This is a genomic window from Amylibacter marinus (assembly GCF_030160015.1).
GTDB classification, from domain to species: Bacteria; Pseudomonadota; Alphaproteobacteria; order Rhodobacterales; family Rhodobacteraceae; genus Amylibacter; species Amylibacter marinus.
Window position 1 is genome coordinate 518554 of record NZ_BSNN01000004.1, and the last position, 21401, is coordinate 539954.

The window sequence follows — 21401 nt, forward strand, 5'->3', positions numbered from 1 at the left end:
AAACTTGCGGTTTTCCGTGGGGCTGGCGGGGTATCACATCCGCGCATGGGTGATGCAATCCCTTGTGAAATCAAAGCTTTCCTTACAGGTGCAGGAACAGGTGATCTCGCAATCCGAGGCAGAAAACCGCATTGGTGAAACCAACCTTGTCCGCCCATCGGGCAAGGTGATCTGGCTACATGCACCTGATTTACGTACCGCCAATGATTTCTCCGAGCTGATCACCCAATTGCGCGGCGCAAATGCGGATATCAGCTTTATCCTCACCACTGAAAAATCCGAACCCCAAATTGGGGCCGTGTTGGCCCAAGAGGGGGTATTCCACCAGTTCGCAGTCGAGGATAACTATCGCTTCGCACGCAAATTTCTGGCCCATTGGGCGCCTGATGCAGGGGTCTGGCTGTCTGATTCGATCTATCCCCTGTGCCTAAGTGCGGTCGAAAGCTGCGCCGTGCCCTGCATCTATGTAAATGCCACCGTCAGCCGCAAGCGGCGCAATAAATACCTGTGGTTTCCAAATTTCATCGGGGCCTATCTGGCGCGCTTTGATCGCATATTGGCCAGCTCGGATAGCTCTGCTATTCGCCTGCGCCGCCTGCGGGCCCCGCGTAAACGCCTAGAGGTACTGGGGGGCTTTCGCGCGGGTGCCACCGCACTTGGCTGTAACGAGGCGGACCGCACACGCTTGGCCAGCCATCTGGCCTCGCGGCCCGTCTGGTTTGCCGCCCATGTGGATCGCAAAGAGTTGGCAAAGCTGGGAAAAACGCAACAGCGCGTTTCACGCGGTGCCCAAAATCTGTTGATGTTATTGCACCTGTCCCATGGGATCCCCGCCGAAAGCGCCAAACGCCGCCTAGAGGCCCTAAGCCTGAATGTCTGCCTGCAATCAGAATGCCCCTATCCTAGGCTGGAACATGATGTTTTCATTGCCGATGTGGAACAGGGGCTGGGCGTTCTATATCGCGTGGCACCGGTTTCGTTTATTGGGGGATCAATGGTGCCCGAGGGTGGCAACGACCCGTTCGAGGCAGCGGCCCTAGGCTCTGCCATTTTGCACGGGCCACATTTCAGCAATTTCCAAAACAGCTATGATAGGCTGCTGGATGCAGGGGCGGCGCGACAGGTGGAAAATTCTGAATCGCTGTCGGTGGCATTGCTGGATCTGATTTCACCTGATCGCGCGGCCCTTATGGCCCATGCCGCATGGGAGGTCTCTACCGCCGGTGCCGAGGCCAACGACCGCGTTTTCGAGCTGATCACCACCTACCTAGAACAGAAGGACCCCGCCAATGCGCCCGCCTAGGTTTTGGAATAAAACGCCCGACCAAACACCGGCCTGGGCGCGGGCGCTATGGCCGCTGTCGCGCCTATACGCATGGGCCACCGCGCGCCGATTGACCCATGGCGCGCGCCACAAAATGCCTATCCCCGTGATCTGTGTGGGTAACATAAATATGGGTGGGACGGGCAAAACACCCACCACCATTGAACTGGTGCGCCGCCTGAACGATATGGGCAAAAATCCCTGCGTAATCAGCCGCGGATACGGGGGCAATACCGCAGGGCCGGTAATGGTGGATATCCGCAAGCACACCGCAGATGATATGGGAGACGAGCCCATCCTAATGGCGGCATTTGCACCGGTCTGCGTGGCACGTGACCGTGTCTTGGGTGCGAAACTGGCCCTGCAAAATGGCGCCGATGTCTTGGTGCTGGATGATGCGCTGCAAAACCCCAGCCTGTTTCACGATCTTACCATCACTGTGGTGGATGGGGCGGTGGGCTTTGGCAATGGGCGGGTGTTCCCCGCGGGGCCTCTGCGCGAACCAACTGAAACCGGTCTGTCGCGCAGCGATCTGGTGATCTCTATCGGGGGGATGGTGGCGATCGATGGCCCTGATGCGGTCTCGGCCACCCTTGATCCACTACAAACGGGAATGGATTGGCAGGGTCTGCGCGCGCTGGCATTCGCAGGGATTGGCCGGCCAGAGAAATTCTATAAAACCCTGCGCGATTTGGGTGCGGATGTGGTGCAGACCCGCTCGTTTGGGGATCACCAGAAAATTCCAGAGCCATTGCTGAAAAGGTTATTAACAGAGGCGCAGGCCATGAATGCGCAATTGGTTACCACAGAGAAAGATGCGGCACGCCTGCCCAAGGCATGGCAACAACAGGTTATCACCCTGCCGGTGCGCCTGAATATAAAACAGGACGCAAAACTATGCGCCCTGTTACAAGGTCTGTTCTAGCGGGTATTAACCGGCCGCTTCGTCTAGCAATTTTGCCAGTGCCTCAAAGCCCATGTTCGAATGGGTCACGCCATTGATCACAAGTGTTGGGGTCGATTGCACGCCGTGCTCTGCGGTGGTTTCCTTGAACCGCTCTAGCATCGCTTCGGCGGTTGGGCGATCCTGTAGACAGGCATCTACGGTCTCTTCGTCAAATCCGGCGATTTTACCGATTTTCTTCAGGTTTTCGGCAATCACCGCACCGCCATCGCCCTGTGTCCATTCGCGCTGGCGCTTGTACAGCATATCAGAAATACCGAAATATTTCGATCCATCGCCACAGCGCGCCAACATGGCACCCCATAGGCCAAGGCGATCAAAGTACACCTCGCGGGTTACAAACTTTACCTTGCCGGTATCGATGTACTGCGCCTTTAACAGGGGGAAAACCTGTGTATGAAACGTGGCGCAATGCGGGCAGGTAAACGAGGCATACTCGATCAATTCCACAGGCGCATTCTCATCACCCAGAAACATCTCTTTCACTTCAATGGGGGCCATGTCGTCGCTTTTGTCCTCTTGGGCAAATGCAGGGCCGAATCCGCCAACCACTGGCGTTGCCAATGCGGATAAAATTAAATTTCTACGTAGCATATTATGGTCCTTTATTCCGTGTCAGTATATTCTGCCCTAATGTGGCCAAAGCATCCTTTAAATCCGCATCAGACACTTCTTTTACGGATGATTCAATGCGGTTTGTCTGTTCGGGCGATAACCTTTTCGTGGGTTTGGGGCGCTCAAAGGGCGCGGCACCCTCGCCAAATCCGGTGGGGGCGGTCTGGGTTAACTTGATGCGGCTAATCGCGCTATAGCCATAAACGGAATTCACCCGCTTGATAATATCAGGCAGCTGCATCTGTAGCATCGGCGCATTGGCGCCCGTGGTCAGCACCGTTAACGTGGCCCCAAAGCCCTGCTTGGTATAGCCCACCTTGATGGGGCGGCACAGCTTGGCGGTGGCGGGGCCTGCGATTTCGGCCCAATTGGTTAACAGGCGCGTCTGGGCAAAGCCGCGGCTTTCACTGGCCTTGCGGATCTGCTCTTTTAACAACCCACTTGTTTGTAAAAATCCGCGCGATTTGCGTTTCATCTGTTCTCACCACTGGTTCCTCGCTATCTATACAATAGTTTTTTGCCAAAGAGGAGACCCCTTGCCCAACAAGGTGAATATCAGCACAGAATTACTGACGTGGTACGATGCTCATGCGCGCGAAATGCCGTGGCGCGTGCCACCACAGGCACGCCTGCGGGGGGAATTGCCCGATCCATACCATGTCTGGCTGTCCGAGGTGATGCTACAGCAGACCACCGTGGCCGCCGTGGGCAAGTATTTTCATGATTTCACCACCCGCTGGCCAAGGATACAGGATCTGGCCGCGGCTCAGGATGCAGATGTCATGGCCGCGTGGGCAGGCCTTGGATATTACGCAAGAGCGCGTAACCTATTGAAATGCGCGCGTTTCGTTACATCTAACCTAAACGGTGCATTCCCAAAAACCGAACGCGAGCTGATGAAGCTACCGGGCATTGGCCCCTATACCGCCGCCGCCATCACGGCCATTGCATTTGATGGCCGTGCCAGCGTGCTGGATGGCAATGTAGAGCGGGTGATGGCGCGTATTTTCGCCATTGAAAACCCCCTACCAGGCGCCAAGGAAGAGCTGCGCGCGCTTGCTCTGTCACAAATGCCGAATAGTCGATATGGCGATTATGCACAGGCGGTGATGGATCTGGGCGCCACCATCTGCACCCCGCGCCGCCTGCAATGCGCACAATGCCCAATCAGACCCAAATGCCGCGCCCATGCACAGGGCATCGCGCCAGATCTGCCAAATAAAACCCCCAAGCCAAAAAAACCCACCCGCCATGGCATTGCCTATGTGATCCGGCGCGATGATGGGGCGCTGCTGCTGACGCGACGCCCAGATCGGGGGCTGTTGGGGGGGATGCTGTGCTGGCCCTGTACAGATTGGGGCGATGTAGATGCGGCCCACAGGCCGCCGATTAGCGCCGATTGGCAGGCGCTGAACGCAGAGGTGCGCCATACCTTCACCCATTTTCACCTGCACCTAAAGGTTATGCTGGCTAACGCAGAAACCGCCCCCTCTGATCTGGGACAATTTGTTACGCTACGGGAATTTAACCCAGATGCATTACCCAGTGTAATGCAAAAGGTTTGGAATATTGCCAAGCATCAAATTGGTGCGCATAATTCCCCAAAGGAGACCTGATAAATGGCTACAACAGATTATTCGCGCCTGACACGGGCGTTACCCTTCTGGATTTGCCTATCATCCCTGCCGGTGTTGGGATTTGCGGCCTATATGGGCGGCTGGTGGTTGTTGATCCTGTTTGCCTATACATGGATGTTTTTCGGCCTGATGGATTTCTTGGCGGGGCTAAATACCGGCAACCCTGATCCCGAAACACCCGAGACAGCGCTGTTCTGGCACCGGTTGGTCACGTTGATCTGGTTGCCGATTCAGCTGGTCGTGATCTATGGCGCGATCTATTACGCCACCCATAACGGGGCCTATTCATGGGCCGAGAAGATCGGGCTGTTGGCCTCTGTCGGGATCTTGTCCGGCTCGGTTGGCATTGTTTTTTCACACGAGTTAATGCACCAAAAGCCGGCATTCGAGCGCCACCTAGCAGATGGCCTGCTGGCCAGCGTTCTCTACAGCCATTTCAGATCAGAACATCTGAAGGTGCATCACCCCTATGTGGGTACGCCGCGGGATCCGGTGACCGCGCGCTATAACGAGGGGTTCCATCGGTTCTTCCCACGGGTCTTGCGCGGCTGTGCACGCTCTGCTTGGGGGGCAGAGCGGGCCTTTCTGGCGCGTAAAAACCTACCCGTATGGCATCACACCAATCCGTTTTGGAAATATGGGGCACTGCAATTCATCTGTCTGTGGATGGCCTACTTGATGGGGGGGGCTGCCGGTATTGGGCTGTTCTTGGTGCAGGCGGGCATGGCAATCTGGCAATTAGAGCTGGTGAATTACATCGAACACTACGGCCTGACACGCAAACATCTGGGGGCGGGAAAATACGAACATTGCCAGCCGCATCATTCATGGAATGCGGATCAGAGGTTTACCAACTATGTGCTGATTAATCTTCAGCGCCACTCGGATCACCACTATAAGCCCAGCCGCCGTTTCCCGCTGTTGCAAACCTATAGCGCCGAGGATGCCCCGCAATTGCCGATGGGCTATGCGATCATGGGCTTGGTGGCGATGATCCCGCCCCTGTGGCGGCGGCGCATGAATCCGCGGGTGCGCGCATGGCGGCGAAAGTTCTACCCTGAAATCACCGACTGGCAGGCCTATAACAAAGCCCAGAACCCGATGCCAAAATGAACGCGCCACAGATGACCCGCTGCCCTGTTGGCAGAGAAATTGTGGATTATCAGGTATTTGGCCTGCGATGTTCTGGTACCAACTATGCGGCGGCCCTGCTAGAGGCAAACCTACAGATTGCCCAGACCAAGACATACGGTTGGAAACATGGCTGCCCTAGCGCCTTGGGCTATTCTGCCGCGTCCTTGATTGTGGTGGTCACGCGCAACCCGCTGGACTGGTTGATCAGCCTCTATAACACACCCTATCACATGCGCGCCGCGCATCTGCGGGCGGATTTCTCTGAATTTATCCGCACAGAATGGGACAGCACGCTAAAGCAAAACCAATTCAAGAATTGGCGCAATACATGGGGCACCACATCGCGCGGTGATATAGACCATTTCCCCCGGTTGCAGGTGGATGTGCACCCCATAACCGGCGCGCCCTATCAAACCCCGATGCAGATGCGCAGCATCAAAACCCACAGCCACCTTGGATTTGAAAACAGGGGCGTAAATCTGTGCCTTGTACCGCTTGAATACCTGTTGGGTCACGCGGATGAATTCATCTCTATTGTAGCAGAAGCTTTTGATATAACTACTAAAAATAAGTTCCAAGATATCAGGGAACCTGCCAATCCTTCTATGGATATTCGCCGCGCAGTTACCCGCGCAGACCTCGGCGCATCTGATCGCGCCTTCATCATCAGTCAGCTTGACCATGCGCTGGAGCAGCGCCTTGGCTATGGGGCGGAGCTACAGCAATGATCCGTGCCCATATGGCGACATTTCCGCCGCGCCATGATATCATGCTACAGGCGGTCAACAGCATTGCACCACAGGTCGATGCGTTGTTTTTGTGCCTGAACGAATATGCCCATATCCCCGATGCGCTGAAATCTATACCCAATGTGCACCCAGAAATACCGGATCACAACCTGCTGGACGCCGGGAAATTTATGTTTCCCCCCGCACAGGACGATCTGGTGTTTACGTTGGATGACGATATCCTCTACCCCGCTGATTACGTCACCCACAGCCTTTCACAAGCACAGGAAATCGGGCTGGATAGAAATATTTTCGGCTATATGGCCAATGCTTGGGTGCATAAAAAACAACAGAATAAATTTGGCTGGCGCACCTACAAATTTTTCAAACCGGTGCACAAGGTTTTCGAGGTCGATATCATTGGGACAGGCACCGCCCTAATGCGCGGGGATAACATGCCGCCCTTGGATCTGATGCGGGCGGGCGCAGGGTTTGTGGATCTAACATTTGCCAATTGGCAAAAACAGCAACAGACCAGAATGTGGACCCTGCCGCGCGGGGCTGATTATCTGCGCGCCAACCTGCCCGCTTCATTGGAACAGACCAGCCTATTCACCCGTGTAGCCCAAAACAGATCCCCCCAAATGATGCAGGAAATCCGCAAGATCATTGCTGACAGCAGCCCAAATGCGGGGCGGCCATGGCGCGGCCCCTAACGCAGATCCAGCATACCTGTGGTTACTGTTTCGCCGTTACACTTGATTGCATAGAAATACTCTTGACGATCCAAAGGCCCTAGATCGATTTTCTCATCTAGATTTTTGATGCCTGCGGCGGTGTCTTCGCTGGTTTGCCCAATGGAAAAATCAATCTCGACCCCCAGTTCTTGAACATCGATTATGTATTTTTCCACCTGAAAAGTTGCATCGGGCAGGTGCCCTGAAATGTTTAGAAATGCAATCGCAAACGGGCGCTCTACGTGCACATTTTCAATCTTTAGTATTCGCATTCTTATTGTTTATCCCCCTACAGAACCACATGTAAAACCGCGTTGAATTCTTAGAACTCGGAAATTTAGAAAAAAATTGGTACTAGAGATAAATTTTATTGGTAAATTCACCTACTCCCCCCGCATCAAAAGAATATAAATGAAAATATCAGAACTTCCTGTTCAAGGTCTAATATTCCCTACTAATATACAGTGACCAATATCACATTATTTACGTGCTGTTAAACAAAAATATCACGGAAAAGTTGAGTAATGCGACAAAAAAACCCCGCCACAAGGGCGGGGCAAGTTGGCAGTGTTTTGGACGAGCAGCCCAAAACGGCGGTAACTGTTAATTGGCGCGCATTTCCGCACGAATTTTTTTGCGTAGCATATCAATCGGAATGGCCTCGCCGCGTTTCTTAAAGCACCAGTAGGTCCAGCCATTACAGCTGGGCGCGCCCTCTAGCGCGGCCCCCACTTGGTGTATCGACCCACGCTGATCATGGGCGATTAATGTGCCATCGGCGCGGATTTTTGCGCTGTGGCGTCCATTTAGCGAGAACAGCTGATCCCCAGGCTTTAGCATGCCGCGCTCTACCAATTGCCCAAAGGGCACGCGCGGCTCTGCGCGCTTGGATGTAGAAACCAACAGGCTCTCTTTGTCAAAGCGGCGGATACCCTTGATACGCTTTTCGGCCACCTTGCGGTATTTCGCTTCGCGCTCAATGCCGATGAAATCGCGACCCAGCTTCTTGGCCACAGCGCCAGTGGTGCCCGATCCAAAAAACGGATCCAAAATCACATCACCCGCATTTGTTGATCCCACGATTATACGATGCAACAGCGACTCTGGCTTTTGTGTTGGATGGGCCTTCTCGCCATTATCGTCCTTGATCCGCTCGTTGCCATTGCAAATCGGCAACAACCAATCAGACCGCATCTGCACACCGTCGTTCAGCGCCTTTAGCGCTTCGTAGTTAAACGTGGGCTTGGATTTTTCTGATTTACCGGCCCAGATCATTGTCTCATGGGCATTGGTCAGGCGTACGCCGCGGAAATTGGGCATTGGGTTGGATTTGCGCCAAACCACATCGTTCAAGATCCAGAATCCAGCATCCTGCAATGCTGATCCAACACGGTAAATATTGTGATAAGAGCCGATCACCCAGATCGCGCCATTTGGCTTTAGGATGCGGCGCGCGGCGCGCAGCCATTCACGGCTGAACTTGTCATATACCGCAAAGCTGTCGAATTGATCCCAGTCATCGTCTACCGCATCTACCTTGGAATTATCAGGGCGGTGCAAATCTCCCTTTAACTGTAGGTTATAGGGCGGGTCTGCGAAAATTAGGTCTACTGAATTTTCTGGCAATGCATTCATCTCTTCGATGCAATCGCCGCTTAGGATTTCATTTAAAGGGAGCTTCGCTGCCGCTTTTGTCTGTGTTTTTGCCATGTCTGCCTCATATTGCGCAATTTTTTGCGTCGTTTTTTATAAAATGGGGCAGAGAAGATTCTGGGTCAATTTAATTTTCGAAAACAGCTACTTAGCGTTTTTAACGGAATACAAGATGTTGTGTATGGGTTTGAAAGAACGTCTATGATGTGGGGTCACCCCAAGATTTCGCAGCCCCAACTGATGTATTTTTGTCCCATAGCCAGCATTAGTTTCCCACCCATAGCCGGGATAGGATTTGGACAAATCCAACATTAATCGATCGCGGGTCACCTTGGCGATGATCGATGCGGCGGCAACCGACACCGATTTTGCATCCCCCTTTATATGCGCGCTGGCCGCGCAGGGCAGGTTGGGGGGGATTTTATTGCCATCAACCAGAATGTGATCAGGGCTATCCAACCCCGCCACCGCGCGCTCCATGGCACGAAAGGTGGCCTGTAAAATATTGATCTGGTCAATCTCGCTCACCTCTACATGCACGACGCTGACCCATGCGGTATCCATGATCGGCCCAAATAACGCCTCGCGGCGCTTGGCGGATAATTTTTTGCTATCGTTCAGCCCCTCTGGAATATTGTCGGGATCCAGAATCACAGCCGCGGCGGTAACAGGCCCCGCCCACGGGCCGCGGCCCACCTCATCGACTCCTGCGATTCGCAGTGGCGCGGCGGATTGGGCGCGTAGGGCGCGCTCTATTTCATAATTTGCCATGAGGGTTTTTAGATTAAAACAAACACCTGCGCCAGTGGATTGACATTTCTGACTAATTAAGTCAGATTTAAATCAGCCATACAGATAGCTAGCACAGTTCCCAAAAAAACAGGCGAGACCATGTCTATCCACAATCTTCCAAATAAAAACACTGCCACACCCCTGGCCCATATCCCGAATTACGATGCCAAAGAGCTGACACGCCAAGGCCCGCTGGCAACTATTCAGCTAGACGAGAAGGTTTACACATTGCGCATTACCCGTCAGGGCAAGCTGATCCTAACAAAATAGGGGCGACCTGTTGGCCGCCCCGCGTGCATGACATGCATCAGGCCTACATTAATATCGGCTTGGCCGCGCGGCCCCGCCATTTGCGGTGGGTCACCTTGCCAGAATCGCTGATGGCATAACCGTCGCGGATCAAACAGCGCTGAGAATAGGCGGTTCTCTTTTTGCCTGATGTTCTGAACTTGCGCTTACAATGGCCAGGCAGAGGCAATGACTTGGCCTTTCTTGGTTGCGTTGCATTCGCTCTTTCGCGGGTCTGCTTTATCATCCAATGCTCTCTTTCGCGTTCCGCACGCAGCGCCTCTTTGCGGGCACGTTCGGCACGGGCGCGCTGCGCTCTAGCGCGCTCTGCCTTTAGGCGGGCCAATTCACGCTTGCGGGCCTCTTGGCGTTGGTTTTCATAAAACCAGCTGCTGTGGCTGTGCTGTCGGGCCACGCTGTGTTTGTGGGTGTTGCCATTATGGCGGTGGGTGTACTGGCTGTCGGTGCTAGATTTGTTGTCCTTCTTGTTGGATTTGATCTCGTTGGCAATTACGCCAACCGCCGCCGCCCCCAACAACAGCTTGATCAGATTGTCTGTATCGCGATCCGCCTGTGCGCTGGTTGTGATAGAGCTTAGGGAGATTGCAGCCCCGGTGAGTGTTGCGATAATTCTTGAATGTTTCATGGTCTGTCCTTTCGGTTTGCGGATAACCCGCTTGATCTGAAATCAATTTGCCGATCCCGCCCAAGTCATTCAAAAACATCGCCCTGTTATCCAATGACAAGGCTTATTTTACAGAATGATATTGAATAACACCGCCGTATCGCCCAAATTCACCCCATGAAACACGGATTGAAAAAATTGCGCCTAGGTGCGCTGGCCCTTGCCCTGATGGCGACACAGGCGCAGGCGGATTGCTATGCAGATTACAAAGCCAAGGCCAGCAGCGATGACCTGCGCCTGCACTACGGGGTTGTCAAAATCTCGGGTGGGGATTGCGCATCGGTGGGGGATGCCACCTCTATGGTACAGTCGCGCATCGGTGGCGATGGGTGGCAGGTGCTGCGCATCATGTCCACATTTGATGATTCTGGCCTAGCACAAAGGAAAGCCAATGCGGGCAAATTCTTCCTCCGCTACTAAATCACGCTCGCTTGCGCTTTATGGCTCGGCTCTTGTGCTGGGGCTGTTGCTGATAGCGGGGCTGTTGCTGTTTCTTAACCTGCCCGATGCCAATGCCTTTAATGATCGGGTAGAGCAGATATTCATTGAAAACGATGCCCTAACCTCCGCCGAGAGCATCAAGCTGTTAGAGGTTCTGGCGCAATCTGGCACCGCATTTGCGGATGTGCTGTCCTCTTATCGGGTGATAATTTTCATCCTGTTGATCCTAACCTCGGCGCTGTTGCTATCGGCGCTATACTTTTTGCTGACAAATCATGGGCTACAGCAACGCATGGGCGAAATGGAACGTACGGGGCTGGTGGTGAATTCGCTGGTGATCAACCGTGCCGAACGTGTGGTGCATATTAATGACATGGGATTCGACCTGACCAACAGCATCTGCGAAACGCTCTCGGTGCTGTGCGAGGCGCGCCTAGACGATGATATGCTGACGGGCGCAGAACTAGAGGCGATGATCAGCGGCAAATCCGCATCTGATGTCGACGAGGCCTCTGGGGCCACCCGGATCAAACGCCTGCGGGATCATCTGGGCAACCAAATGATCAGCCAATTACTGATCAAAAACATCTCGCGCAAAGGCTACATGCTGGCGGTGGACAAAGACGTGATTGAAATGGTCTAGGCTTTGTGATTTGTGATGGATCAATTACAACCCTAGGATTTGGCCGTGGAATTTATAGATCTGTATTGTGAACGCACCGGCGCTGGCTTTTGGAACGAACCGATCAACGCGCTTAGCAATATTGCTTTTCTGGTGGCGGCCTATCTGGCGCTAAGAATCGCTCTCGCGCGCCCACGGCAAAATGCAGCGGAAATCACGGTGGTTTTGATGGGCGGGCTGATCGGTATTGGCTCGTTTCTGTTCCACACCTTCGCCAATTCGGCTACGGAATTGGCCGATGTCATCCCCATTTGGTCCTTCGTTGCCGCCTATGTGGTCTTGGTGATTTACCGCATGACGGGCCAAAACGGCTGGAAAACCCTACGCATATCCCTAATCGCGGGTACGATTACGGGTACGGTTTTCTGGTTTACCTCGGGCGATATTACCACCGATGCCTCTGGCCCGAATGACCTGCTAAACGGATCTACGCAATATGCGCCCGCGCTGGTGGCCTTGGCAATTTTCGCCCTACTGGCCGTGCTGAAAAAACATCCTGCACGGGGCATGATATGCTTGGCACTCGTTAGCTTTATCGGGGCACTGGTGTTCCGATCCGTCGATCTGCACAGCTGTGATCATACCCATGTGGGTACGCATTTCATGTGGCATATCCTAAATGCGACTATGGTGTACTATCTGCTGATGGCATTGGTGCGCCACTTGCCGCCAAAAACCTAACCCCTACAAATTAGACCGCTTTCCAAGGCGGGGACACCACTCTTATGCGTTTTGCTATTGATAATGAATTTTCATTATCATAATAGACCTTGGTAAGCGAGGTGCACAATGCCAAGAACCAGCAAGGACATAACCAGAAAAAAACTCCAAGACGCACTTGTCATAGAGGTCGTCGAAAATGGGATTGCCGCTGTCAATATCACGCGCATCGTCAACCGAGCAAAGGTATCTGCGGGTACCGTATATGTTCATTTCGAGAACAAGGACGACATGCTTCGCCAGATCTATCTGCAACTTAAGGCGGATTTCCATAGCTATGCGACCAGACACCGAGACGAGACGGATTCAGCAAAAATGGTGCGGTACATGTGGTTCGATATGTTTGAATTTGTGCGCGAGCGCCCTCAGGACTTTCTGTTCCTCGAACATGCCAGCGCTGCGGAAATTCTCCTGCCAGACCAAGTCTCTATTGTTACCCAGTATATCGAAGACATTAACACACTGCTTAGGCGCGGGGTCGATGACGGAACGCTCGCGCCTCTGGATATCGAACTTTTGTCGCTTTTGCTGTTGGCCCCTGCGCGCCAGCTTGCCCGACAAACGGTAATCTCAGGGCCGCCAATCACATTAGACATTATTTCCCAGACCTTTGACCGGGTCTGGCTCTCCATCGCAAACCACATCCAATAGGAAAGAATATGAACAAAGTTATTCTCATCACCGGCACATCCACTGGGCTGGGCATCGCAATCGCGGTTCAGGCCGCAAAGGCCGGGCACACCGTCTATGCAACAATGCGCAACACCGAAAAACGCGGCCCCCTTGATCAGGCGGCAAAAGACAATGATGTAAAACTAGAGGTGCTACAGCTTGATGTTCAAGAGACCAAATCGATCTCTGCCGCCGTGGAAACGGTCATCAAACAACAGGGGCGTATTGATGTTCTGATCAATAATGCTGGGATGGGATATGCACGTAGCCTTGAACAGGCCGACGAGGCTGACATCCTGCGCATCCTAGACATCAATTATATGGGCGTCGCCCGTTGCACAAAGGCCGTCATGCCACACATGCGTCAGGCGCGCGCAGGTCACATCATCAATATTAGCTCTGTTGGGGGCCTTGTTGGTCAACCCTTCAACGAAGTTTATTGTGGCGCCAAATTTGCCGTCGAAGGCCTAACAGAAGCAATGGCAAGCTATATCACCCCCTCCTTTGGCATCCATTTCTCAGCCGTGGAACCAGGTGGCATAACAACGGAATTTGCCAACACCGTTCTTGCCCAGATTGCCGAAACCGGGGGCATGCTGGACGATGAGTACCTGCCAATCTTGCAAAAATATGTCTCTGGCGCGCAGGATAGGCAAAGCGAAGGCATCTACCAAAGTGCTGATGAGGTGGCCGCAGTCGTCATGCAGGTCATGGCGTCCCAAGAACCGCCGATTCGCGTGCGATCCTCTGAGTGGGCCGACGAATTCACGAAATTTAAAACTGGGCTAGACACAGATGGGCTCAAGCAACAAAAGATGGTCGTGGATCAATTCCTAAGCTGATCTTTTGCCCGGGCGGCACCGCTCGGGCTACACCCCAGGGTGACTTTCACTATACACACCGCGCCCAGCTATCTGGGCGCGTTCACGTGATGTGGCGCATAACGCAGGACTCAGCGATGCGCAAAAATTCAAATAGCGTTCAGATCGAAATTTAGCAGTTTCTGAAATTCGGCAATCTGGTCTTCGCCAAACTCCTTTATCAACACCTTGTCCAAAGTCAGAAAATGACCACGGACACAGGCCATAATCCGCTCCCCTTCATCGGTAAACACGATAACGCGTTGATTGCCCAGCGCCTCATCAGGGCGCGTCGCAAGCCAACCAGAATTTTCCAACTCTCTTACCGTCTTGTGTATTGCCTGCCTCGAAACCTGAAGTGTGCGCGCCAACTCAGCCGCGAAATTAACCCCACAATCCAACGACCCCATAAAGGTAAGCTGACTTGCCTTCAGATCAGGAAACCCATCTTCATGCAGCCTTGATAATAGCCACTGAACCATATGGTTGCGAAAGCTCTCCGTCGCTTGGGTAAGTGAAAGCGCATGGCTATCAACCAGATCATAGCCAGCATTTGGGGATTTTCTTGTTAACTTGGTTGACATGTGGTGAGCGTCCTAGTAGTTGTCAGCAAGGTTAACAACATGGCACGGGGAACACAATGCTACCATATGTATTGCGAGCAAACGCCGCATCTTGCGCCCTATTCGGTGCGCTGTTTGTCATTGTTGGACAGGCAAGTGCCGATTTCATCGGCTCACCTCCGGTATGGATGCTTCAGGTCTTGGGGGGCGGATTACTGATCAACGCAGCCGCGCTGACATGGACCAGCACACAGGCACAACCACACAGATTTAGCGTGCTTGCATTCGCACTGGGGGATCTGATTTGGGTATTGGCCACCGCGGTCATACTGGCTGGCGGGTTCTGGATCACTACTCCAGGCGGCATTACTTGGGCCGTTTGTGTCGCAGTCTTTGTTGGGGTATGTGGTGCATTGCAATGGATGCTAGCACCCAGATAACAGAATTTCGGACAAACGGGCACAGCGCCTACATCCCATGCCTGCACTCGGGGTTTACAATTCGCAAGCCCACCACCCCAAGAAGGACATCAACCTTGATCGAGACAATTTCATTCGCAAGACTGTCAGAGGTTAACCCAGCCGAGATTGCGGCACATATGTCGGATCCAAGGGTTGCGCAACATATGCCACTCCTTAAGGGTCGATGGGATGTTACGGCCGCACAAAATTTCGTCGACAAAAAACAAGCGATCTGGGCAAGAGATGGGCTTGGGCATTGGGCATTTCTACAAGATGGCCGATATATTGGATGGGGCGGATTTCAAAAAGAAGATAACGAATGGGATTTTGGGCTGGTCTTGCGTCCGGACGCATTCGGGTTGGGAAAACACATCGTGAAGAAAGCGATCGACTTCGCGATCTCTGATAGTCGCATACCGTTCATCACGTTTTTGTTGCCCCCATCTCGCACCAACCTAGGCGCTCTGCTACGACTTGGTGCGGTGCAAACTGGCAAAATTGACTATGAAGGAGAACCCTTCCTGAAGTTCCGCCTAGAGACCAAATCCAACCAATAGTCCACAAAGACGCCCGCAACAGGTTCCAGCACAAATGTGGTGACCCCGAGTGGATTCGAACCACTAACCTGCCCCTTAGGAGGGGGCTGCTCTATCCAGTTGAGCCACGGGGCCACGGCCCTGCCCTAGCATTGATCCTCACGGTACGAAACCCCGTATTCCCGCCCGCATTCGCCTTGGCCAACTTGCGCCCCCTGCTTGGAACCCGTAAAAACCCCCGATGACAGATCAGGCCCATATCGAAACTGCCCTGCGCGCCCTTTTGGTGGCACGCGGCGCAATTGATGCCCATGCGCGCTGGATCGCACAAGCGGGCGGACAATCAAATATGGTCTGGCACTTGCGCGGCGCGGATGATGTGGTGTGCAAACTGTATCTGAATACGGCACACAATCCCCTGTATGCCAATGACCCCACCGCAGAATTTGCATGCCTTGATGCGCTGGCGGGCAGGGGCATCGCGCCAACGCCGATTGGGTTTCACCTAACGGAACTGGGGGCGGTTTTACTCTATCGCTATGTGGCGGGGCAACAGTGGCGCGCGGATGGGGCGGCGGTGGCGGATCTGCTGGGGCGTATTCAATCAATGCCGGCGCCCAATGGCCTGCGCCATCTGCCCGTGGATGGCGCGGATATCTTGGCACAGGGTGATCGCATGGCCCCCAGTGCGGCCCTGTCTGATCTGCGGCCACAGGCGCGTCTACTGCCCAGCCCTGATTTGGTTCTGGTGCACACGGATGTGGTGCCTGGCAATCTGATACTGGGCGCGGATGGTCTGCGGCTGATCGATTGGCAATGCCCCGCGATTGGGGACGGGGTGGTGGATGTGGCCAGCTTCCTCTCCCCTGCGATGCACCTGATTTACACAGGCACAGATATCACCCACAAGACACGCCAAGCCTTCCTTGATGCGCTGCCCACAGGCCTAGCGGCGCGCTATCACGCGCTGGCCCCTGCCTATCACTGGCGCATGGCGGCCTATTGCCAATGGTGTGCACAGCAAGGGCGGGCAGGATACGCACAGGCAGGGCAGGCAGAGCAAGACCTGCTTACCAGCCTGCAATAACCCATACCCACACAAGGGCCGCAATAGCCCCCACACCCGCCCAGCCAAAGCTGGCCTTGGTGCGCGCACTGGGCCGGTCATCCTTGGGCTCGGCCTGCGCGGTTAGATAGGCTTCCATCATTTCTGGCAGGCGCGGCCCAAAGCGCGACAGCGTTTGCACCACGCGGACCAAATCCTTGACCATGGCCTTGGGGCCCATATGTTCGGCGATGTATTTTTCTACAACAGGGCGCGAGGCATCCCAAATGTTCAGGCTGGGATCTAATGTGCGGCCCACGCCCTCGACTACCACCATGGTGCGCTGTAGCAGGATCAGCTCTGTACGGGTGGCCATGCCAAATTGCTCGGTCACCTGAAACAGTTGCGATAGCAAACGCGCGGTGGAAATTTGGGTGGCATCTTGGCCAAAAATCGGCTCGCCTACGGCACGAAGGGCCTGTGCAAATGTATCCACATCCTGATCACGCGGCACATAACCTGCTTCAAAATGTACCTCGGCAACGCGGTGATAATCGCGGCGAATAAACCCCATCAAAATTTCCGCATAAACACGGCGGGTATAGGCATCAATGCGCCCCATAATTCCAAAATCCAGCGCGATCAGATCCCCATCCGACCCCAGCTTTAGATTGCCCTGATGCATGTCCGCATGGAAAAACCCATCGCGTAGGGCATGGCTAAGGAACATCTGCACAATGCGCGCGCCCAACTCCTGCATATCCAAACCCGTTGCGCGCAATGCCTCGATATCCGATAGGGGGGTGCCCTCGGCCCATTCCATGGTCATTACGCTGTGCGACGACAGACCCCAATGCACCCGCGGCACATGAAACCCCGTGTCCTTCTCGGTGTTATGGTGAAATTCCGACGCGGCCGCAGCCTCGGTGCGCAGGTCTAACTCGCCGCGCACAACCTGGTGAAAATGTTCGATTACCGCCGTAGGCCGTAGGCGACGCGAGGCGGGGGATAAAATCTCGATCATCCGCGCCGCAAAATGAAAGGCATCGATATCACGCATAAAGGCGCGCTCGATATTTGGGCGTAGGATTTTTACCGCCACCTCGGAATTATCGCTGCGCAGCCGCGCATGATGCACCTGTGCGATAGATGCGGCGGCCACGGGGGCGGAAAACTCGGCAAAAATCTCGTCCACCGGCGCGCCCAGCTCTTGGGCCACTGTGGCCCGCGCCACATCCATATCAAAGGCGGGCAGGCTGTCCTGTAGCACCCGCAACTCTGCCGCCATCTCTGGGCCTACCACATCAGGGCGGGTCGATAGCAATTGGCCAAATTTAATATAGGCCGGCCCCAGCGCAGTAATGGCGCGCAACACCGGCGGTTGATCCATATCCCCGCGCAGGCCCAGCCATTTAAACGGCCAGCCCAAAATCCGCGCGGCAATGCGCACCGCCGGTGGCAGATCCAACAGCTCTAACGCCACCTTCATGGCACCCGTGCGCTCAAACGTGGCACCCGTGCGAATCAGACGCCATATATTATGTGGCCCGCGCATCTAAATTTTCCACCCTGAATGCAGACAAGCAATGCCCAGCGACAGGTTGCGGTACTTGGCGTTTTCAAACCCAGCCGCACGCACCATCCCAAGGAAAGTATCCTGATCAGGGAATTTACGAATGCTTTCGACCAAATAGCGATAGCTGTCTGCATCATTGGCAATGACCTTGCCCATTGGCGGGATCACATTGAACGAGTACTGATCATAGGCCCATTGCAAGGCAGGGTTGGGAATTTGTGAAAACTCCAACACCATCAAACGCCCCCCCGGGCGCAACACGCGGTAGGCTTCTTCTAATGCCACCTCTGGGCGGGTCACATTGCGAATGCCAAAAGACACCGTATAGACATCAAAGCTGTTATCGTCGAAGGGCAAATCCATCGCATCACCGCAAACCCAATCCAGCCGATCGGCCATATCGGTGGCCTGTGCGCGGGTGCGCCCGGCATCTAACATGCCTTGGGTCATATCAAATACGGTGGCATGGGCATTGGGTGCACGATCAAGGAATCGAAACGAGATATCCCCCGTGCCCCCCGCCACATCCAACAGACGCTGGGTGCCATTTGGCGCCAGCCAATCCATCATCGCATTTTTCCACAACCGATGAATGCCCATAGACATGGCATCGTTCATCACATCATACTTAGAGGCCACATTGGAAAACACCCCATGCACCATGCCGGCCTTTTCGGTTTCATCAACAGTTTTAAACCCAAAATGGGTGGTTTTTTCATCGGCCATAGCAGTGCTCCGTGTTTCCTCCTCTATAGCCTTTCCCAGCAGAAGTTCAAATGCGGCAGAGTTGCCAATTTATTGTCACAAATATGCGCAAAAATAACTCGAAAAGGGCGCAGTGCCACGCTAGCATAGGCGCAACTAGGGGGACTAAATGAATTCGAAGATCAAAAAAGCACTACTGGCCGCAAATATCATCCTATTGTTGGTGATCTGTTTTGGCGTGATGAAGGTGGTCAACGGCCGCGCAGCAGAGATTGCGGTCGAAAAGCTGCAAAAAACCTGCGCACATATGGTGGCAGGGGTAACCTCTGGGCAAATGACATTGGCTCAGGCACAGGACTATGCGCTGGGCCAATCATCCCAAGGCACATATGTGCCCGAGATTGAGATCACCCAAAAAGGCAATGCCCTAATGATGCAGACCTCTGATTCTTCGGTGGTTACCGCATTGGCACAGGATAAATCCCAAGGCATCTTGGCGGTAAACTGTACACAACTGATCGCCCAATAAATCATGCCAGAATTACCCGAGGTCGAAACCGTGCGCCGTGGCCTAACCCCCGCGATGCAGGGGCAGGTGATCGCGCGCGCCGATATTCGCCGCCCAGACCTGCGCTGGCCTTTCCCCGATAATATGGCCGCGCGCCTGATTGGTGCGCGGGTGGACAGCCTGCGCCGCCGCTCTAAATATATACTGTTGGATCTGGATCGCGGGGAAACGCTGCTGATCCATCTGGGGATGTCGGGTCGCATGATTATAGCACCCCCAACGCCCACACCGCAGGATCCCGCCAAACACGACCATGTGGTGCTGGATATGGCGAATGGCACGCGGATTTCATTCAATGACCCGCGCCGCTTTGGGGCAATGGATTTGATCGATACCAAAACACTGGATCAGCACAAGCTGATCAAAAACATCGGCCCAGAACCGCTGGGCAACGCATTCAACGATAGCTATCTGTTTGAAAACCTCTCGCGTAGAAAATCCCCGATCAAAACCGCATTGCTGGATCAGGGCTTGGTGGCGGGGCTGGGCAATATATATGTCTGCGAGGTGCTGTGGCGCGCCGGCATTCACCCCACCACCCGTTGCACAGATATCACACAGGCACAGGCCAGCGCATTGGTGCCGATTATCCGCACGGTTCTGTCCGAGGCAATCGAGGCGGGGGGCTCGTCGTTGCGCGATCATCGCCAAACCAACGGCGATTTGGGCTATTTCCAGCATAGTTTCGCGGTCTATGGCCGCGAGGGCGAAAAATGCCGCACCGAAAACTGTGCAGATTCGATTCTGCGGCTGGTTCAGGCGGGGCGTTCCAGCTTTTTTTGCCCGAATTGTCAGAAAACCCCCTGAATACGGGTGAAAAACCCGTTTTCCCCCGTTGACTATTCATCTGACCAGCCGTAGAAGGCGACTTCATCTTTCGTAACTCGAAGATCAGGAAATTTATCATGGCTAACTCGCCACAAGCGAAAAAACGCGCACGTCAAATCGAACGTCGCACCGAAGTAAACAAAGCGCGCCGTTCACGGATTCGCACCTACCTACGCAAAGTCGAAGAGGCTATCGTTGGTGGTGACCAAGCCGTTGCTCAAGAAGCATTCAAATCAGCACAGCCTGAGTTGATGCGCGGCGTTACCAAGGGCATCTACCACAAGAACACCGTGGCACGTAAATTGTCCCGCCTAAGCAAACGCATCAAGGCTCTTGCAGCCTAATTAGCATTTGACTGTAGAATTTGAAACGAGGCCAGCCGGCCTCGTTTTTTTTGTGACATTTTTTTGTCAATGATATGAATGAATTGTAAATGTTCCGATTTGTTCCTGTTGCTGGAATCACGCTTCACGGCTACGTTATCCACAGGCGCTATTCTGCGGTAGCGCCCCTGTTTTTGATATGTGAAATCTGCCAAGCACCCGCCCCATAGGCGTGTGGCTGATCCGCGTGTCCAGATAAAAAATCATTAAAATTCAATACATTAACCGGCAGAGCACGGCTCTGCGATTCTTTTGCTGTCAACTGGTATGTTTCGTTGAAATGCGAAATTTAATCCTGCATCTTGTGTTAGGTGAATCAATAAACGCATGTCGATAGTCAGGGGGAAATAGTGTCAGATTCGATATCCAACGAGACTCCGGAACAAACTTGGGCTGGACTACAGGATGCCTCTGATACGATCTTGGTTGATGTGCGTACCCGTGCCGAATGGGCCTTTGTTGGCGTGCCAGATTTGCGCTCTCTAAACAAAGAACCCCTGCTGGTAGAGTGGAAAGAATTTCCCACCATGGCAGTAAATGAGAGCTTTTCCTCTCAGATACTTGATGCACTCTCGGGGGAAACCCCAACAAAAATTTATTTCCTGTGCCGTTCAGGCGTTCGCTCGGTTTCGGCGGCGGTAACAATGGCAGAGGTATTTGCAACACAGAACAAACACGTGGAATGCGTCAATGTTCTAGAAGGATTCGAAGGTGATCTTGATCCGTCAGGACACCGTGGAAATATTAATGGGTGGAAATCCCGAGGGTTGGCCTGGGGCCAATCCTAACGGATATGGAATTATA

The 21401-nt window shown here is 53.8% G+C and carries 28 protein-coding genes and 1 tRNA gene; 19 read left to right on the top strand and 10 right to left on the bottom strand.

The window, feature by feature from the left end:
• Positions 1-4: 4 nt before the first annotated feature.
• Together QQL62_RS09725 and lpxK are read left to right on the top strand one after the other, a co-directional pair.
• Entirely contained in the window at positions 5-1303 is a 1299-nt protein-coding gene (locus QQL62_RS09725; RefSeq protein WP_284378341.1) for a 3-deoxy-D-manno-octulosonic acid transferase, read from the top strand.
• Positions 1290-2249, top strand: a complete 960-nt coding sequence (lpxK, locus tag QQL62_RS09730; protein ID WP_284378344.1) for a tetraacyldisaccharide 4'-kinase — start codon at positions 1290-1292, stop codon at positions 2247-2249. Before QQL62_RS09725 ends, lpxK begins: the two co-directional genes overlap by 14 nt.
• 6 nt (positions 2250-2255) lie before the next feature.
• Here the strand turns inward: lpxK and QQL62_RS09735 are convergent, their stop codons facing one another.
• Both QQL62_RS09735 and QQL62_RS09740 read right to left on the bottom strand, forming a co-directional pair.
• Complete coding sequence (locus tag QQL62_RS09735; protein ID WP_284378346.1) at positions 2256-2882, bottom strand: DsbA family protein; 627 nt, start codon at positions 2880-2882, stop codon at positions 2256-2258.
• A 1-nt stretch (position 2883) separates the two neighbouring features.
• Positions 2884-3378, bottom strand: a complete 495-nt coding sequence (locus QQL62_RS09740; protein ID WP_284378347.1) for a DUF721 domain-containing protein — start codon at positions 3376-3378, stop codon at positions 2884-2886.
• A 61-nt stretch (positions 3379-3439) separates the two neighbouring features.
• Here QQL62_RS09740 and mutY point away from each other — a divergent pair, with 61 nt between their 5' ends.
• The 4 genes from mutY to QQL62_RS09760 are packed head-to-tail and all read left to right on the top strand — an operon-like array spanning position 3440 to position 7118.
• Positions 3440-4519 carry an A/G-specific adenine glycosylase gene (mutY, locus tag QQL62_RS09745; protein ID WP_284378350.1) on the top strand — a complete coding sequence of 360 codons (1080 nt, stop codon included), beginning with the start codon at positions 3440-3442 and terminating at the stop codon, positions 4517-4519.
• Between the two features lie 3 nt (positions 4520-4522).
• Positions 4523-5653 carry an alkane 1-monooxygenase gene (locus tag QQL62_RS09750; RefSeq protein ID WP_284378353.1) on the top strand — a complete coding sequence of 377 codons (1131 nt, stop codon included), beginning with the start codon at positions 4523-4525 and terminating at the stop codon, positions 5651-5653.
• Between the two features lie 11 nt (positions 5654-5664).
• A complete protein-coding gene (locus QQL62_RS09755; RefSeq protein WP_284378355.1) occupies positions 5665-6402 on the top strand; it encodes a hypothetical protein in 738 nt (245 codons plus the stop codon).
• Positions 6399-7118 (top strand): hypothetical protein, encoded by a 720-nt coding sequence (locus tag QQL62_RS09760; protein WP_284378358.1) that lies wholly within the window; start codon positions 6399-6401, stop codon positions 7116-7118. The genes QQL62_RS09755 and QQL62_RS09760 overlap by 4 nt, the downstream gene beginning before the upstream one ends.
• Here QQL62_RS09760 and QQL62_RS09765 read toward each other — a convergent pair.
• From QQL62_RS09765 to rnhB, 3 genes are all read right to left on the bottom strand, one after another.
• Positions 7115-7411: a hypothetical protein gene (locus QQL62_RS09765; RefSeq protein ID WP_284378360.1), complete on the bottom strand. Its 297-nt coding sequence runs from the start codon at positions 7409-7411 to the stop codon at positions 7115-7117. The two genes, QQL62_RS09760 and QQL62_RS09765, sit on opposite strands and share 4 nt — an antisense overlap.
• A gap of 331 nt (positions 7412-7742) precedes the next feature.
• Positions 7743-8849 carry a site-specific DNA-methyltransferase gene (locus tag QQL62_RS09770; protein ID WP_284378364.1) on the bottom strand — a complete coding sequence of 369 codons (1107 nt, stop codon included), beginning with the start codon at positions 8847-8849 and terminating at the stop codon, positions 7743-7745.
• Positions 8850-8936: 87 nt separating this feature from the next.
• A complete protein-coding gene (rnhB, locus tag QQL62_RS09775) occupies positions 8937-9563 on the bottom strand; it encodes a ribonuclease HII (RefSeq protein ID WP_284378367.1) in 627 nt (208 codons plus the stop codon).
• 120 nt (positions 9564-9683) lie between these two features.
• Here rnhB and hemP point away from each other — a divergent pair, with 120 nt between their 5' ends.
• Positions 9684-9854, top strand: coding sequence for a hemin uptake protein HemP (hemP, locus tag QQL62_RS09780; RefSeq protein WP_284378371.1), 171 nt, complete (start codon positions 9684-9686; stop codon positions 9852-9854).
• A 43-nt stretch (positions 9855-9897) separates the two neighbouring features.
• On the opposite strand, the gene QQL62_RS09785 is transcribed toward hemP, so the two are convergent.
• Positions 9898-10518 carry a hypothetical protein gene (locus tag QQL62_RS09785; RefSeq protein ID WP_284378373.1) on the bottom strand — a complete coding sequence of 207 codons (621 nt, stop codon included), beginning with the start codon at positions 10516-10518 and terminating at the stop codon, positions 9898-9900.
• A gap of 156 nt (positions 10519-10674) precedes the next feature.
• Between QQL62_RS09785 and QQL62_RS09790 the strand changes: the two genes are divergently transcribed.
• The 5 genes from QQL62_RS09790 to QQL62_RS09810 all read left to right on the top strand — a co-directional run bounded on the left by QQL62_RS09790 (position 10675) and on the right by QQL62_RS09810 (position 13914).
• Positions 10675-10977 (top strand): hypothetical protein, encoded by a 303-nt coding sequence (locus QQL62_RS09790; RefSeq protein ID WP_284378375.1) that lies wholly within the window; start codon positions 10675-10677, stop codon positions 10975-10977.
• On the top strand, positions 10949-11641 hold the full coding sequence (locus tag QQL62_RS09795; protein WP_284378376.1) for a winged helix-turn-helix domain-containing protein: 693 nt from the start codon (positions 10949-10951) through the stop codon (positions 11639-11641). The genes QQL62_RS09790 and QQL62_RS09795 overlap by 29 nt, the downstream gene beginning before the upstream one ends.
• Positions 11642-11686: 45 nt before the next feature.
• The gene (locus QQL62_RS09800; RefSeq protein WP_284378378.1) at positions 11687-12361 is read left to right on the top strand and encodes a ceramidase domain-containing protein; all 675 of its coding nucleotides are present in this window, start codon (positions 11687-11689) and stop codon (positions 12359-12361) included.
• 108 nt (positions 12362-12469) lie between these two features.
• On the top strand, positions 12470-13051 hold the full coding sequence (locus tag QQL62_RS09805; RefSeq protein WP_284378381.1) for a TetR/AcrR family transcriptional regulator: 582 nt from the start codon (positions 12470-12472) through the stop codon (positions 13049-13051).
• Between the two features lie 8 nt (positions 13052-13059).
• Complete coding sequence (locus QQL62_RS09810) at positions 13060-13914, top strand: SDR family oxidoreductase (RefSeq protein ID WP_284378384.1); 855 nt, start codon at positions 13060-13062, stop codon at positions 13912-13914.
• 128 nt (positions 13915-14042) lie between these two features.
• On the opposite strand, the gene QQL62_RS09815 is transcribed toward QQL62_RS09810, so the two are convergent.
• Positions 14043-14516, bottom strand: a complete 474-nt coding sequence (locus QQL62_RS09815; protein ID WP_284378385.1) for a MarR family winged helix-turn-helix transcriptional regulator — start codon at positions 14514-14516, stop codon at positions 14043-14045.
• A 56-nt stretch (positions 14517-14572) separates the two neighbouring features.
• On the opposite strand from QQL62_RS09815, the gene QQL62_RS09820 reads away from it, so the two are divergent.
• The gene (locus tag QQL62_RS09820; protein ID WP_284378386.1) at positions 14573-14935 is read left to right on the top strand and encodes a hypothetical protein; all 363 of its coding nucleotides are present in this window, start codon (positions 14573-14575) and stop codon (positions 14933-14935) included.
• 98 nt (positions 14936-15033) lie between these two features.
• Positions 15034-15513 carry a GNAT family N-acetyltransferase gene (locus QQL62_RS09825; RefSeq protein ID WP_431355763.1) on the top strand — a complete coding sequence of 160 codons (480 nt, stop codon included), beginning with the start codon at positions 15034-15036 and terminating at the stop codon, positions 15511-15513.
• A 37-nt stretch (positions 15514-15550) separates the two neighbouring features.
• On the opposite strand, the gene QQL62_RS09830 is transcribed toward QQL62_RS09825, so the two are convergent.
• Positions 15551-15627, bottom strand: a tRNA-Arg gene (locus QQL62_RS09830).
• 106 nt (positions 15628-15733) lie between these two features.
• On the opposite strand from QQL62_RS09830, the gene QQL62_RS09835 reads away from it, so the two are divergent.
• Positions 15734-16579, top strand: a complete 846-nt coding sequence (locus QQL62_RS09835; RefSeq protein ID WP_284378390.1) for a phosphotransferase family protein — start codon at positions 15734-15736, stop codon at positions 16577-16579.
• Here QQL62_RS09835 and ubiB read toward each other — a convergent pair.
• Together ubiB and ubiE are read right to left on the bottom strand one after the other, a co-directional pair.
• Positions 16563-18092 carry a 2-polyprenylphenol 6-hydroxylase gene (gene ubiB, locus QQL62_RS09840; RefSeq protein ID WP_284378393.1) on the bottom strand — a complete coding sequence of 510 codons (1530 nt, stop codon included), beginning with the start codon at positions 18090-18092 and terminating at the stop codon, positions 16563-16565. The two genes, QQL62_RS09835 and ubiB, sit on opposite strands and share 17 nt — an antisense overlap.
• Positions 18093-18839, bottom strand: a complete 747-nt coding sequence (gene ubiE / locus QQL62_RS09845; RefSeq protein ID WP_284378399.1) for a bifunctional demethylmenaquinone methyltransferase/2-methoxy-6-polyprenyl-1,4-benzoquinol methylase UbiE — start codon at positions 18837-18839, stop codon at positions 18093-18095.
• A 148-nt stretch (positions 18840-18987) separates the two neighbouring features.
• Between ubiE and QQL62_RS09850 the strand changes: the two genes are divergently transcribed.
• The 4 genes from QQL62_RS09850 (at position 18988) to QQL62_RS09865 (ending at position 21385) form a co-directional block, all read left to right on the top strand.
• A complete protein-coding gene (locus tag QQL62_RS09850; RefSeq protein ID WP_284378402.1) occupies positions 18988-19347 on the top strand; it encodes a hypothetical protein in 360 nt (119 codons plus the stop codon).
• A 3-nt stretch (positions 19348-19350) separates the two neighbouring features.
• Entirely contained in the window at positions 19351-20193 is an 843-nt protein-coding gene (gene mutM, locus QQL62_RS09855; protein ID WP_284378404.1) for a bifunctional DNA-formamidopyrimidine glycosylase/DNA-(apurinic or apyrimidinic site) lyase, read from the top strand.
• A 98-nt stretch (positions 20194-20291) separates the two neighbouring features.
• On the top strand, positions 20292-20558 hold the full coding sequence (gene rpsT, locus QQL62_RS09860) for a 30S ribosomal protein S20 (RefSeq protein WP_284378406.1): 267 nt from the start codon (positions 20292-20294) through the stop codon (positions 20556-20558).
• Positions 20559-20947: 389 nt separating this feature from the next.
• The gene (locus QQL62_RS09865) at positions 20948-21385 is read left to right on the top strand and encodes a rhodanese-like domain-containing protein (protein WP_284378410.1); all 438 of its coding nucleotides are present in this window, start codon (positions 20948-20950) and stop codon (positions 21383-21385) included.
• The last annotated feature ends 16 nt before the right edge of the window (positions 21386-21401 follow it).